Origin of the sequence: Streptomyces sp. NPDC051636 (genome assembly GCF_044453765.1) — a bacterium.
Lineage (GTDB): Bacteria > Actinomycetota > Actinomycetes > Streptomycetales > Streptomycetaceae > Streptomyces.
This window is the reverse complement of record NZ_JBITDA010000023.1, coordinates 66,960-79,427: the sequence shown is the minus strand read 5'-3', so window position 1 is coordinate 79,427 and position 12,468 is coordinate 66,960. Positions and strand designations below refer to the sequence as shown.

At 74.1% G+C, this 12,468-nt stretch carries 15 protein-coding genes; 11 read left to right on the top strand and 4 right to left on the bottom strand.

What is annotated here, in order from left to right; genetic code table 11:
* The first annotated feature begins 1 nt into the window (after position 1).
* Entirely contained in the window at positions 2 to 1,237 is a 1,236-nt protein-coding gene (gene ccrA, locus ACIBBH_RS31690) for a crotonyl-CoA carboxylase/reductase (RefSeq protein WP_399410505.1), read from the top strand.
* Between the two features lie 62 nt (positions 1,238 to 1,299).
* On the opposite strand, the gene ACIBBH_RS31685 is transcribed toward ccrA, so the two are convergent.
* Complete coding sequence (locus ACIBBH_RS31685; protein WP_399410503.1) at positions 1,300 to 1,437, bottom strand: hypothetical protein; 138 nt, start codon at positions 1,435 to 1,437, stop codon at positions 1,300 to 1,302.
* Here ACIBBH_RS31685 and ACIBBH_RS31680 point away from each other — a divergent pair.
* Positions 1,429 to 1,839, top strand: a complete 411-nt coding sequence (locus ACIBBH_RS31680) for an MBL fold metallo-hydrolase (protein ID WP_399410501.1) — start codon at positions 1,429 to 1,431, stop codon at positions 1,837 to 1,839. The genes ACIBBH_RS31685 and ACIBBH_RS31680 overlap by 9 nt on opposite strands.
* Here ACIBBH_RS31680 and ACIBBH_RS31675 read toward each other — a convergent pair.
* Genes ACIBBH_RS31675 through ACIBBH_RS31665 form a run of 3 tightly spaced genes read right to left on the bottom strand, consistent with a single transcriptional unit; the run spans position 1,773 to position 4,284 of the window.
* Entirely contained in the window at positions 1,773 to 2,531 is a 759-nt protein-coding gene (locus ACIBBH_RS31675; protein ID WP_399410499.1) for an enterobactin synthetase, read from the bottom strand. The two genes, ACIBBH_RS31680 and ACIBBH_RS31675, sit on opposite strands and share 67 nt — an antisense overlap.
* A 20-nt stretch (positions 2,532 to 2,551) precedes the next feature.
* Positions 2,552 to 4,036: a class I adenylate-forming enzyme family protein gene (locus tag ACIBBH_RS31670; protein ID WP_399410497.1), complete on the bottom strand. Its 1,485-nt coding sequence runs from the start codon at positions 4,034 to 4,036 to the stop codon at positions 2,552 to 2,554.
* Positions 4,036 to 4,284 carry an acyl carrier protein gene (locus tag ACIBBH_RS31665; RefSeq protein WP_399410495.1) on the bottom strand — a complete coding sequence of 83 codons (249 nt, stop codon included), beginning with the start codon at positions 4,282 to 4,284 and terminating at the stop codon, positions 4,036 to 4,038. The genes ACIBBH_RS31670 and ACIBBH_RS31665 overlap by 1 nt, the downstream gene beginning before the upstream one ends.
* 356 nt (positions 4,285 to 4,640) lie before the next feature.
* On the opposite strand from ACIBBH_RS31665, the gene paaA reads away from it, so the two are divergent.
* The 9 genes from paaA to ACIBBH_RS31620 all read left to right on the top strand — a co-directional run bounded on the left by paaA (position 4,641) and on the right by ACIBBH_RS31620 (position 12,431).
* Positions 4,641 to 5,735, top strand: coding sequence for a 1,2-phenylacetyl-CoA epoxidase subunit PaaA (paaA, locus tag ACIBBH_RS31660; RefSeq protein WP_399410493.1), 1,095 nt, complete (start codon positions 4,641 to 4,643; stop codon positions 5,733 to 5,735).
* Positions 5,732 to 6,043 carry a 1,2-phenylacetyl-CoA epoxidase subunit PaaB gene (gene paaB, locus ACIBBH_RS31655; RefSeq protein WP_399410491.1) on the top strand — a complete coding sequence of 104 codons (312 nt, stop codon included), beginning with the start codon at positions 5,732 to 5,734 and terminating at the stop codon, positions 6,041 to 6,043. Before paaA ends, paaB begins: the two co-directional genes overlap by 4 nt.
* Positions 6,027 to 6,836, top strand: coding sequence for a 1,2-phenylacetyl-CoA epoxidase subunit PaaC (gene paaC / locus ACIBBH_RS31650; protein WP_399410489.1), 810 nt, complete (start codon positions 6,027 to 6,029; stop codon positions 6,834 to 6,836). Before paaB ends, paaC begins: the two co-directional genes overlap by 17 nt.
* The gene (gene paaD, locus ACIBBH_RS31645) at positions 6,833 to 7,345 is read left to right on the top strand and encodes a 1,2-phenylacetyl-CoA epoxidase subunit PaaD (RefSeq protein WP_399410487.1); all 513 of its coding nucleotides are present in this window, start codon (positions 6,833 to 6,835) and stop codon (positions 7,343 to 7,345) included. Before paaC ends, paaD begins: the two co-directional genes overlap by 4 nt.
* Positions 7,346 to 7,353: 8 nt before the next feature.
* On the top strand, positions 7,354 to 8,532 hold the full coding sequence (locus ACIBBH_RS31640; RefSeq protein WP_399410486.1) for a 2Fe-2S iron-sulfur cluster-binding protein: 1,179 nt from the start codon (positions 7,354 to 7,356) through the stop codon (positions 8,530 to 8,532).
* Positions 8,533 to 8,615: 83 nt separating this feature from the next.
* Positions 8,616 to 9,392 carry an SDR family oxidoreductase gene (locus tag ACIBBH_RS31635; protein ID WP_399410484.1) on the top strand — a complete coding sequence of 259 codons (777 nt, stop codon included), beginning with the start codon at positions 8,616 to 8,618 and terminating at the stop codon, positions 9,390 to 9,392.
* An 84-nt stretch (positions 9,393 to 9,476) separates the two neighbouring features.
* A complete protein-coding gene (locus tag ACIBBH_RS31630; protein ID WP_399410482.1) occupies positions 9,477 to 10,325 on the top strand; it encodes a tryptophan 2,3-dioxygenase in 849 nt (282 codons plus the stop codon).
* Positions 10,315 to 11,181 (top strand): alpha/beta hydrolase family protein, encoded by an 867-nt coding sequence (locus tag ACIBBH_RS31625; RefSeq protein ID WP_399410481.1) that lies wholly within the window; start codon positions 10,315 to 10,317, stop codon positions 11,179 to 11,181. The genes ACIBBH_RS31630 and ACIBBH_RS31625 overlap by 11 nt, the downstream gene beginning before the upstream one ends.
* Positions 11,178 to 12,431: a kynureninase gene (locus ACIBBH_RS31620; protein ID WP_399410479.1), complete on the top strand. Its 1,254-nt coding sequence runs from the start codon at positions 11,178 to 11,180 to the stop codon at positions 12,429 to 12,431. The genes ACIBBH_RS31625 and ACIBBH_RS31620 overlap by 4 nt, the downstream gene beginning before the upstream one ends.
* The last annotated feature ends 37 nt before the right edge of the window (positions 12,432 to 12,468 follow it).

Sequence of the window (12,468 nt, the reverse complement as noted above, 5' to 3'; positions counted from 1 at the left end):
CGTGACCGCGACCCAGGACCTCTACGAGCTCGGCGACGCGCCCGAGATCGGCACCGTCCCCCGCCGGATGTACGCCTCGCTCATCCGCCGCGAGCGCTACGGACAGCCCGTCGACGCCTTCCGCACCGAGGTGGTGGACGTCCCGCCCGTGGGCCGCGGGCAGGTCGCGGTGAAGGTGATGGCGGCCGGCATCAACTACAACAACGTCTGGGCGGCGCTGGGCGAGCCGCTCGACGTGATCACCGCCCGGCAGAGGGCCGGCGCCACCGAGGACTTCCACATCGGCGGCTCGGACCTGTCCGGGATCGTGTGGGCGGTCGGCGAGGACGTACGCGGCGTCGAACTCGGCGACGAGGTCGTGGTCCTGGCCAACCGCTGGGACGAGTCCGCCGAAGACGTCCGCCTCGGCGCCGACCCGGCCTTCTCCTCCACCCAGCGCGTGTGGGGCTACGAGGAGAACTACGGCTCCTTCGCCCAGTTCGCGGTCGTCGACGACTACATGTGCCACCCCAAGCCGGCCCGGCTGTCCTGGGCGGAGGCCGCCTGCTACATGGCGACCGCCGCCACCGCCTACCGCCAGCTCTTCGGCTGGCAGCCGCACACCGTGCGCCCGGGCGACCCGGTGCTGATCTGGGGCGGCGCGGGCGGGCTCGGCTGCATCGCCATCCAGCTCGTCCGCCACGTCGGGGGGATCCCGGTGGCGGTGGTCTCCAGCCAGGAGCGCGGTGAGTTCTGCCTGAAGCTCGGCGCCGAGGGCTTCATCGACCGGCGCGAGTTCGACCACTGGGGACGGCTGCCGAGCACCTCCGACGAGGCGGCCATGGCCCGCTGGCTGAGCGGCGCCCGCGCCTTCGGCCGGCGGTTCTGGGAGGTGCTCGGGGAGCGCCGCAACCCGCGCATCGTGCTGGAGCACTCCGGCGCCGACACCGTGCCCACGTCGATGTACCTGTGCGACAACGGCGGCATGGTCGTCCTGTGCGGCGGCACCACCGGCTACAACGGCGACGTGGACCTGCGCTTCCTGTGGATGCGGCAGAAGCGTCTGCAGGGCTCGCACGTCGCCAGCGCCCGCGAGGCGCGCGAGGTGACCCGGCTGATCGCGCAGGGCGTCATCGACCCGTGTCTGTCGCGGACCTTCGCCTTCGACGAGATCGGCCTGGCCCACCAGCTCATCCACGACAACCGCCACCCGGCGGGCAACATGGCGGCGCTGGTCAACGCGCGTCCCGACTCCTGACCGGCGAAGGCCCATCGCCCGGGCTGTCACTCGGGGCGAAGGGTCTTCCGGTTCCCAAGGGCTCAGCGGTCGCTCAGGCGGCCGGCGAGCCGGGCGATCAGGGGGACGCACGCGCGCAGGTGTTCCTGCTCCCGCGCGCTGAGGGTGTCCGCGATGGCCGCGTTGAGCCAGTCGGCGCGCCGGGCGCGCTCGTGGGCCACGGCGAGGCGTTCGATACCGCCGGCTTCACCGTCGAGGTCCACGGCACCTGGCACGAGACCATCCACCCCGACATCCCGCGCGTGGGCAACATCGGCTTCCTCGTCGACGGCACCCTCTTCCACCCCGGCGACGCCCTGACCGTCCCGGACACCCGCGTGGACGCCCTGCTGCTTCCGGTGCACGGCCCGTGGTCCACCACGGGCCGGCTGATCGACTACGTGCGCGAGGTCGCGCCCCGCCACCCCTACGCCATCCACGACGGCGCCCTCAACGACACCGGCCTCGCCATGGTCGGCGGCTTCCTCGGCGCGGGCGGCCCCGGCACCGGCGCCCCCTACGACCGCCTCGCCGTCGGCGCCGGCGTCGACCTTCCCGCGGCGTCGGCCCAGCCCAGCGCGTAACTGAACACGCCCGCGCCGACAGGCAGGACCCGCACCCGCACCGCGCACGCCGGACCGGCGCGCAGGCCGGCGCGCGGACCGATGCGCAGTGCGTCGCCGCACGGCTCGGCCCGCAGGTCCCGCAGCGTCCCCATCGACGCGGTCACGGCCTCGCCCACCGCGAGGCGCAGGGCCTTCCACGCGGCCTCCTTCGCGGAGAACAGGCCCGTCAGCGACCAGGGCCCGCCCTGCGTTCCCGCGGCGGTGCCGAGCAGCCGCTCCTCGTCGGGGCCCAGCACCAGCCGTGCCGCGTCGTACGGCAGCGGCCGCAGCTCCACGTCGCAGCCGAGCGGGGTGTCCCCGCCCGGGACGCGGGCCACGGCGACGGCGATCCCTGCACTGTGCGAGATCGACGCCGCCCGCCCGGGGGCGAACACCGGCAACCGGCCCTCGCGGGGGATCTCACCGCAGTCCACGCCCACCGCGCGCAGCGCCCGGCGGGCGGCCTCGCGCCCGGCCAGGAACTCGCGGCGGCGCCCCGGCGTCATGGTCGCCGCCGCGGACGCCTCCGCCGGGCCGGCCGGGCCGAGCCGTGGCTCGTCGACATGGGCGAGGCCGAGGCCGAGCCGTGCGGCGGTCAGCCGGGGACGCAGCCGCGTCAGCGCGGTGACGGTCGCGGCCGCTTCCGGTGCCCCGGTGCCGGACCCGCTCACGCGGCTCGCGCCCCTCCCCGTCAGACCCGCAGCAGCTTCTTGATGATCTTTCCAGCGGGGTTGCGCGGCACCTGCTCGATGAACTCCACGCTCCTGGGGCGCTTGTACGGCGCGAGCAACCGGGCGACGTGGCCCAGCAGTTCCGCCGCGCTCGCGTCCGCGTCCGGCTCCAGGGCGACGTAGGCCAGCGGCACCTCGCCGTAGTCCTCGTCGGGCATGCCGACGACCGCCGCGTCGTGCACCGCCGGGTGGGTCATCAGGGCGCGTTCGATCTCGGAGGGATACACGTTCTGGCCGGCGCGGATGATGACGTCCTTGGTCCGGTCCACCAGGCTGATGCGGCCCTCGTCGTCGACGAACCCCAGGTCTCCCGTCTTCGTCCAGCCGTCGAGAGTGATCTCGCGGGTGGCCTCGGGGTCGTTCCAGTAGCCCTGCATGACGCCGGGCCCGCGCACCACGATCTCGCCGATCTCGCCGCGCGGCACCTCCCGGCCCTCCCGGTCGACGGCGCGCGCCGACATGCCCGGCACGACCCGCCCGCACGGGATGCGCACGGTGACGGCCCCCGGCGCGGGGTGCTCGTCGGGTCCGAGGGTGACGAAGGGGCCGCCGACCTCGGTCATGCCGTACACCTGGCGGAAGCCGCAGCCCAGCCGCTCCACCGCCTCGGCGTACACGTCCAGGGGCATCGGCGCGGCGCCGTAGAGGATCTCCCGCAGCGAGGAGAAGTCGGTGCGCTGCGACGACCTGGCCTGGAGCATGAACCGCAGCATCTGCGGCACCATCCACATGTGTGTGGCGCGGTGGCGCTCCACCGCGGTCAGCGCCCGCTGCGGGGTGAAGCCGGGCATCAGCACGACGGTGGCGCCGGCCGCCATGTACGTGAGCGAGACGACCATGCTGCCGTGGTACAGCGGGCAGCAGTTGACCATGACGATGTCGTCGGTGGGCCGCGCCATGACCAGCCAGCCCAGGGCGATCGCCCGGAACGAGGCGCTGTCGACGGTGACGCCCTTGGCCTGTCCGGTGGTCGCCGAGGTGTGCAGGACGGCGATCGGGTCGGTGTCGGCCACCGGGGGCAGTTCCCGCTCCGGCGCCAGAGTGCCCAGCGTCGCGAAGGCGGGCTTGTCCAGCGCCATGCGGACGCGCACCGACTCCGGCAGCCGGGGATGGCGGTCCAGCAGCTCCGACTCGCCGAGCACCGCCGCCGCACCGACGCGCTCGACGATGCCGGCGACCTCGGGCTCGGCCAGGCTGTGGTTCAGCGGCACGAACAGCGCGCCCAGGCGGGCGAGGGCGAAGTAGCTCTCCAGGACCTCGATGCGGTCCTTGGACAGGACGGCGACCCGCTCACCGCGCCCGATGCCCAGCTCGGCGAGACCGCGGGCGAGTTCGGCCGTGCGGTCGTGGAACTGCGCCCAGGTGACGCTGCGTTGCTCGTCCACGAGCGCGATCCGGTCGGGGAAGCACTGCCGGTTGCGCTCCAGCAGCTGGGTCAGCCACATCACGCACCGCCGGCGGCGCCGGCGACGGAGCGCTCGGCCACGAACCGCTCGTAGTCGGCGATCGTGTGCAGCTTCTCCATGTCCTCGGCCGTGATCTCCACGCCGAGCCGCTGCTCCACGAGCAGCACCAGACGCACCAGGTCGCCGGAGTCGATGCCGCTGGCGGCGAGGTCGACGTCGTCGCCGACCCCGTCCGCGTACTCGACGGTGCCGGTGAGTTCGACCAGCAACTCCCTGATGGTGCTCATGGTTTCCCCTTTCGCCGCGGCACGCCGGCCGCCGTGCGGGCCTGGACTGTCACCCTCTCAAGAGGCGGCCGGGGCCGTTCGCACTCCCCCGGGCCGCCCGTGAGCTTTGTCACGCGCCCGAACCGCGGTCCGCAGGGATAGCCGGGCCGCCCGCCCGGCCTCCTTACCGGAACGAAGACACCTGCTCCGTCCGGTCCGTCCTGCGTCGCGGGACCCGGGCGGGCCCCGAACCAGGGAGTGATGCGCGTGCCCAGGCAGCCGGTACGGGTCCGGTCCACGGCAGGACGCCCCGTGCGCCCCGTGCCCCCCGTGCGCCCCGCCGTCGTGGCGACCCTCGTCCGCACGGGTGGTGCCGAGTGACCGCGCGGACGGCCGTCGCCGACGGCACCGGGCCGGCGACGCAGGGCGCCGCGCAGCCCTCAAGCGCCGCGCAGGACGAACTCCAGACCCACTTCGACGAGTTGATCGCCCGTGGCGAGACGGTCGAGCCCCGCGACTGGATGCCCGACGGCTACCGCCGCATGCTGATCCGCCAGATCGCCCAGCACGCCCACTCCGAGATCATCGGCATGCAGCCCGAGGGTGCCTGGCTGACCCGCGCCCCGTCCCTGCACCGCAAGTCGGTGCTCATCGCCAAGGTCCAGGACGAGGCCGGCCACGGCCTGTACCTGTACTCCGCCGCCGAGACCCTGGGCGTGGACCGCGCCGACCTGCTCGACGCCCTGCACCTCGGCCGCCAGCGCGCGTCCGCCACCTTCAACCACCCGGCGCTGACCTGGGCGGACACCGGTGCCATCGCCTGGCTGACCGACGGCGCCGCCGTCATCAACCAGGCCCCCCTGTGCCGCACCTCCTACGGCCCGTACGCGCGGGCGATGCGCCGCGTCTGCCAGGAGGAGGCCTTCCACGTGCGCCAGGGCTACGACCTGATGCGCGCCCTGTGCGAGGGCACGCCCGAGCAGAAGGCGATGGCGCAGGACGCGGTGGACCGCTGGTGGCTGCCGGCCGTGGCGCTGATGTTCGGCCCGCCCGACACCGAGGCGGGCGGGTCGGACGCGCGCACCGCCGCGCTCGGGGCGGCGGTCTCGCGCCGCGCGATGGCCTGGGGCATCAAGCGGCACACCAACGACGAACTGCGCCAGCGCTTCGTCGACCAGTGCGTCCCGCAGGCCGAGCGCCTGGGCCTGACGCTGCCCGACCCGGCCATCCGCTGGAACGAGGAACGCGGCCACTACGACTTCACCCCGATCGACTGGGACACCTACCGCACGGCCCTGGGCGAGGACACCCACTGGGCGCGCCGACGCATCGACCACCGCAGGGCCGCACACGAGGACGGCGCCTGGGTCCGGGAGGCCGCCGCCGCGTACGCCGCCCGGGAGGAGACCGGCGGGTCACCGGCAGGCTCCGGCGCGGTCGTCCCCCGGCAGGCGCAGGAGGAGCGCGCATGAACCGCGACGACGAGGGCGCGCCCGCGTCCTGGGAAGTCTTCCTGCGGGCCCGCCGCGGACTCGCCCACCAGCACGTGGGCTCGGTGCGGGCCGCCGGACCGGACGCGGCGCTGGCGGTCGCCCGTGATCTGTACACGCGCCGCGGCGACCCGCTGTCGCTGTGGGTGGTGCGTTCGGACGCCGTGCACGCGGCCTCCCCGGACGAACGCGACCCGTACTTCGCGGGCTCCCGGCACAAGCCGTACCGGTACCCCGAACACTTCCCGCCGCTCACCGAGAAGGGGCCCGAAGGTGACCACGACCAGTGACCAGCGGGCGGACACCGGGGCAGGCACCCCCGGCACTCCCACCGGCATCGACCTCGCCACGTACGTGCTGCGCCTGGGGGACGACGCCCTCGTGCTCGGACAGCGGCTGTGCGCGTGGATCACGCGCGCGCCCCTGATCGAGGAAGACCTGGCCCTGTCCAACATCGCCCTCGACCTCGTCGGCCACGCCCGCACGCTGCTCACCCTCGCCGGCCGGCTCGACGGCACCGGGCGCACCGAGGACGACCTCGCCTTCACGCGCCGCGAACGCGACTTCACCAACGCCCTGCTGACGGAACTGCCCAACGGCGACTTCGCGGTGACCATCGCCCGCCAACTCGCCTGCACCCACTACGCGTCCCTGCACTACCAGGCCCTGTCCGGCTGCCCGGACCCCGAACTCGCCGCCTTCGGCGCGCGGGCGGCCAAGGAGGTCGCCTTCCACCGGCTGCACGCCGACCGTTGGGTCCGCCAACTCGGCCTCGGCACGTCGGAGAGCGCGCGCCGGATGCAGCAGGGCCTGGAGCGGGTGTGGCCCTACACGGCCGAACTCTTCGACGAGGACGACGTCGTACGGCGCCTCGCCGCCACCGGTACGGCGCCCTCCCCGGCGCCGTTGCGCCCCGAGTGGGAGCGGCGTGTCACCGAGGTCGTGGCCGGCGCGGGACTCACCGTGCCGACGCCCTCCTGGGAGGCGCGGGGCGGGCGCTCGGGCCTGCACACCGAGGAGTTCACCGACCTGATCGGCGAACTGCAGTCGGTGCACCGGCAGTTCCCCGGGGGAACCTGGTGAACGCCACCGCACACACCGGGGCGCCCCTCGCCGTGACGGAGGTGCGCAGGCGGGTGGAGGCCCTGCCCGACCCCGAGCTGCCCGTGATCACCCTCGGCGACCTGGGGGTGGTGGGCTCCGTCGGCCCCGGACCGGACGGGACCCTGGAGGTGGGGATCACCCCCACCTACCTGGGCTGCCCGGCGCTGCCCGCGATCACCGCCGCCGTCCGCGAGGTCCTGGTCGCCTGCGGCCACCCCGACGGCCGGGTGCGGCAGGTGCTGTCCCCGCCCTGGACGACCGACCGCATCACCCCGCGCGGACTGCGCACCCTCGCCGCCCACGGCATCGCCCCGCCCCTGCCCGCCGCAGACGGCGGCCCGGTCGCCGTGGAGCTGGGCACGGTCGCCTGCCCGCACTGCGGCTCGCGCGCCACCCGGCCGCACAGCCCCTTCGGGCCGTCCCGCTGCCAGTCGATGCTGTGGTGCACGGCGTGCCGCGAACCCTTCCCCCACCTGACCGCGCTATGAGGCACACCGTGAACACCGCCGCCACTCCACCGACCGTCCTCCGGCAGGAGACGTCCCCCGAGCGGCCCGTGCACGGGGGCACGCGCGCCCGCTGGCACCCCGTGACGGTCGGCGAGGTGTGCCCCCTGACCCCGGACGCCGTGGCCGTGACCCTTGAGGTGCCCGCCGGGCTGCGCGAGGTCTTCGCCCACCGGCCCGGACAGCACGTCGTCGTCCGCCACCGCCGCGCCGACGGTGAACTGCGCCGCGCCTACTCCCTGTGCCCGCCCCCGCACGACCCCACGGCCCTCCGCCTGGTGATCAAGCGCGGTGCCCCGGACGGCTTCGGAGCCCACGCCGCCCGCCTGACCCCCGGCGACCGCCTCGAACTGTCCGCCCCCACGGGTCACTTCGCCCTGCCGGACGTGCCCGGCGCCCACCACGTCCTGATCGCCGGCGGCTCCGGCATCACCCCGCTGGCCGCGCTGGCCGCCGACGTCCTGCGCCGGGACACCGCCTGCCGGGTGTCCCTCGTCCACTCCGTCCCGACCGCCGCGCACACCCTGCTCTCCGACGAACTGGCCGCCCTCAAGGACACGTTCCTCGACCGCTTCACCGCCCTGTACGTCCTCACCCGCGACGAGTGGACACCCGGGGGCGGTCCGTTCCACGGACGGATCGACGACGACATGCTGTCCCGTCTGCTCACCGTCCTCGACGCCCGGCCCACCGGTGACACCTCGTTCGCCCTGTGCGGACCCCTGGGCCTGATCGCCACAGTACGGCGGTTCCTGGACGGCTGGGGCGCCGAACCGGCGCTGGTGCGCTGGGAGTTGTTCACCTCGGCTGCCACACCTGCGGCCCCCTCCGCCGACCCAGCACCGGCCCGGTCGACCCACAGCACCGCGGGACCGTCCCCGGCCGCCGGGACCAGCCACGTCACCGCCCTGCTCGACGGACACCGCCGGCACACCACCGTGGGACCGCAGGACACGGTGATCCTCGACGCCCTGCTGCGCGCGCACCCGGACGTGCCGTACGCCTGCCGTGAGGGCGTGTGCGGCAGCTGCCGCGCCAAGGTGCTGTCCGGACGGGTGCGAGCCGACCAGCAGCACGCCCTGGACGACCGTGACCGCGCCGCGGGCTACACGCTCGTGTGCCGGGCACGACCGGACACCCCCGAGGTCGTCCTCGACTTCGACGCATGACACCCGACCGCGTGACGGCCCCAAAAGGCACACCCGCCCGCGACCACCACGCACCCGTCCGCACCCAGCGAAGGAGACGCACGTTGAGCACCACCGCCCGCCTTGCAGGCAAGACCGCCCTGGTCACCGGAGGCAGCCGGGGAATCGGCCGGGCCATCAGCCGTCGTCTCGCCCGCGAGGGCGCGCTGGTGGCCGTGCACTACGGCCACGACCTGACCGCGGCCGAGCGGACCGTCAAGGAGATCGAGGCCGACGGCGGCCGAGCGTTCACCGTCCACGCCGAACTGGGCGTGCCCGGCGACGCCGACACCCTGTGGTCCGCCTTCGACCGGGCCCTCGCCGACCGGGGTGCGGACGGCGGCCTCGACATCCTGGTCAACAACGCGGGCATCACCGTCCCGCGCCCCCTCGCCGACGTGACCGAGGCCGACTACGACCGGGTGTTCGCGATCAACACCAAGGCGCCGTTCTTCATCATCCAGCGCGGCCTCACCCGGCTGCGCGACGGGGGCCGGATCATCAACATCTCCTCCGTGGCCACCCGGGTCGCGTTCCCCGCGATCGTCTCGTACACCATGACCAAGGCCGCCCTCGACTACCTCACCCTGACCCTCGCCCAGGAGCTGGGCCCCCGGGGCATCACCGTCAACGCCGTCGCCCCCGGCTACACCGAGACGGAGATCAACCCCACGCTCGCCGTCCCGGAGATCCGCCGCAGGTACTCCGAGGCGTCCACCTTCAACCGGCTCGGACAGCCGACGGACATCGCCGACGTGGTCTCCTTCGTCGCGAGCGACGACGCCCGCTGGGTGACCGGCCAGTGGATCGACGCCTCCGGCGGAGCCCACCTGGGCGTCTGACCACCCGAGCCCACCGGCTTTCCCCACATCCGCCGCACCCTCACGCGACCGTCACTCCGCACGGCCGCAGCACCAGGAGATGCGATGAACGACCGCACCACCGCACTCGCCGACCCGATCACGGACGACGCCCTGACCCGGCCCTTCACCGGCGCCAGCCCCTACGACAGCTACGTGCACGCCTCCGCCCTCAACTCGATGCAGCAGCCGCTCACCGACGCACCGGACGAGATGGGCTTCCTCGTCACCACCCAAGTGATGGAGCTCTGGTTCACCCTGATCGTCCACGAGTGGCGCACCGCGCGGGTGGCCTTCGCCAAGGACGACCTGCCCGCGGCCATGGACGCCCTCACCCGCAGCCGGCGCGCCCTGACCGCGCTCAACGGCGCCTGGGCGCCGATCGCCGCACTGACACCCGCTCAGTTCAACGGTTTCCGGGCCGCGTTCGGCAAGGCGTCGGGCTTCCAGTCGGCAATGTACCGGCACCTGGAGTTCCTCCTCGGCGACAAGTCCGCCGGGCTGCTGCGCGCGCACCGGGGTGACCCGGCCGTCCACGAGGCGCTCAGCGAGACGTACCGTGAAACCTCCCTGTACGACGAGGTGTTGGCCTTCCTGCACCGCCAGGGCCTGCACGTGCCGATGCGCGTCCGCGAGCGGGACGTGACCGACCCCTACACCTCCGACCCCGGGGTGGTGGAGATGTGGCGGGAGATCTACACCGGACCGCAGCACCACCCCCACCTGGCGCTGGGCGAACTGCTCACCGACATCGCCGAGCTGATCACCCGCTGGCGCTTCGAGCACGTCCTGGTGGTGCGCCGCGCCATGGGGTCGAAGCCCGGCAGCGCCGGCTCCTCGGGCCTGGCGTGGCTGGAGCAGCGCGCGGCCCGCCCGGTCTTCCCCGAGCTGTGGGAGGTGCGCGGTGACATCTAGGGTCATCTCCGCCTTCGCCGCCGAGGAGGAGAAGCGCGTCCTGAGCCTGAAGCCGGTCCTGGCACCGGTGCACGGCCGCTACGGCGACCACCCCCACCAGGTGTACGACGCCTGGCCGGCGGACGACCCCGAGGCCCCGCGGGTGATCCTGCTGCACGGCGGCTACTGGCGCTACGACCGCATGCACCTGACCCCGTTCGCCGCCTACCTGGCCGAACAGGGCTTCGACGTCCTGCTGCCCGGCTTCCGCCGCTCGGGGGGAGCGGGCGGCTACCCCGAGACCTTCGACGACGTGGCCCTCATCGTCGACACCCTCCCCGAAGGGCGGCCGTACGTCCTGGCGGGCCACTGCTCGGGCGGGCACCTGGCCCTGTGGTGCGCCGCGCGCGGGCTGCTGCCGGCCGGCTCGCGCTGGCACACCCGCACTCTGCCGACGAGCGTCCTCGCCCTCGCGCCCCTCACCGACCTCGTCGCCACCCGCCGCGACGACCTCAGCAACGGCGCCGCCCTGCAACTCCTCGGCGGGGCGGAGCACTTCGAGGAGCGACTGTCCGAGGTCGATCCCCTGACGCTGCTGCGCGGCGCGGGCACGACCGGGGTGCCCACCGTGCTGCTGCACGGCGCCGTCGACGAGGAGGTCCCGCTCAGCCAGTTCAGCGACTACGCCGCCGTCCACCGCGATCTCCGCACGGTCGTCCTGCCCGGCACCGGCCACTACACCCTCATCGAGCCGGGCGCGCCCGGCGCCCGTGCCGTTGCCGACACCCTCCGGGAGATGGCGGCTGCCTTCCCGGCCCAGCCCTCCGTCTCCGCCCAGCGTTCCGTCCCGGCCCACGAGGAGCCCGCGCACCGATGACCACCACGCCGACGACCGACCTGGACGAGGTCGCCGCGCGCCTCGACGCCGACGACACGCTGGCACACGTGCGCGACCGCTTCCTGCTCCCCCCGGACGTCGTCTACCTCGACGGCAACTCCCTCGGCCCGCTGCCCGCCGCCGTCCCGCCGGTCCTCACCGATGTCGTGACCCGGCAGTGGGGCACCGACCTGATCGCCTCCTGGAACGACAACGGCTGGTGGGAGGCGCCCCTGCGGGTGGGCGACGCGATCGGCGCGCTCATCGGGGCCGCGCCGGGACAGACGGTCGCGGGCGACTCCACCAGCGTGCAGCTGTACACCGCCCTGGACGCGGCCGTCTCACTCAGGCCGGGTCGCAGCCTGCTCGTCACCGACCCCGACCACTTCCCCACCGACCGCTACGTGGCCGCCGCGATCGCCGAACGCCGTGGCCTGGACCTGCGGCGGGTGCCACCGGCCGACCTGCCCCGCTTCCTGCGGGCCGAGGGCGACCGGGTGGCCGTCGTCAGCTACTCGCCCGTCGACTTCCGCACCGGTGAGCTGTTCGACATGGGCGCCCTGACCCGGGCCGCGCACGACGCCGGCGCGCTGGTCCTGTGGGACCTGTGTCACGCGGCCGGGGCCCTGCCCGTCGAACTCGACGTCCTCGGGGTCGACCTCGCCGTCGGCTGCGGCTACAAGTTCCTGTCCGGCGGTCCCGGAGCCCCGGCGTACCTGTACGTGGCACGCCGCCACCACCCCGAGCTGCGCACCCCGCTGCCCGGCTGGACCGGACACGCCGATCCCTTCGGCCTCAGCCGGGACTACGCGCCCGCCCCCGGCATCGCCCAGGCCCGGATCGGCACGCCCCCGATCCTTTCCCTGCTGGCGCTCGCAGCGGCCCTGACCGCCTACGACGGGGTGGACCTCGCCGACGTCCGTGCCAAGAGCCTTTCCCTGACCGGGTTCTTCCTGCGCTGCGCCGACGACTTGCTCACCCCGTTCGGCTTCACCTCCGTCACCCCGTCCGACCCCGACCGCCGCGGCAGCCAGGTCTCCCTGCGCCACCCGCACGCCCACGCGCTGACGCGCGCGCTCGCCGACCGCGGGGTGATCGCCGACATGCGCGCCTCCGACCTGCTGCGCTTCGGCGTCCACGCGCTCTACACCACCCACCGCGACCTGCTCACCGCGGCACGGTGCCTGCGCGACATCGCCGCCGAGGGCGCGTACGACCCGATGCCGCGGGTGACCGGCCCGGTGACGTGAGGGGACCGATGACCTGACGCCGCCGCGGCGCACCGGG